The following is a 473-nucleotide window of genomic DNA, read 5'->3' as shown; positions in this document are numbered from 1 at the left end:
GAGGCCACTGAAAAAGTCTCCTTAGAACAGCTAACAAAAATGATTTGTTAGCTGTTCTATTTTATAATCAAAGTAATAACGATGAAAGTAGCGGGTGATTACATGTTACAAAAGCAAGAGAGTCTTTCGTTTAGTCCATATGAAAGCCTTTATGACTTAATCATAGAGGAAGATAATGAGTTACGCCGAATCAATGAATTGGTTGACTTTTCCTTTATTTATAAGGAACTGGAGGATAACTATTCTCTCACGAATGGAAGAAATGCAATCTGCCCGATCCGAATGTTTAAGTATATTTTATTAAAGCGAATGTATAAATTGTCCGACGCAGACGTGGTGAAGCGTTCTAAATATGATATGTCTTTTAAGTATTTCTTGGGGATGGCTCCAGAAGCTTCCGTTATTGATTCGAGTTCCTTAACTCATTTTCGCAAGTTACGCTTGAAAGACATTAATCTACTGGATTTACTGAT

1 protein-coding gene is annotated in these 473 nt (G+C 35.5%); it reads left to right on the top strand.

The features are described from left to right. Positions 1–102 precede the first annotated feature (102 nt). A partial coding sequence (locus L3V42_RS18085) for a transposase (protein WP_238472628.1) occupies positions 103–473 on the top strand: 371 nt, incomplete at its 3' end.

The sequence above is a fragment of the Oceanobacillus alkalisoli genome (genome assembly GCF_022213125.1).
GTDB classification, from domain to species: Bacteria; Bacillota; Bacilli; order Bacillales; family Amphibacillaceae; genus Oceanobacillus; species Oceanobacillus alkalisoli.
The sequence above is the reverse complement of the archived record's forward strand: the minus strand, read 5'-3'. Positions and strand labels throughout refer to the sequence as shown.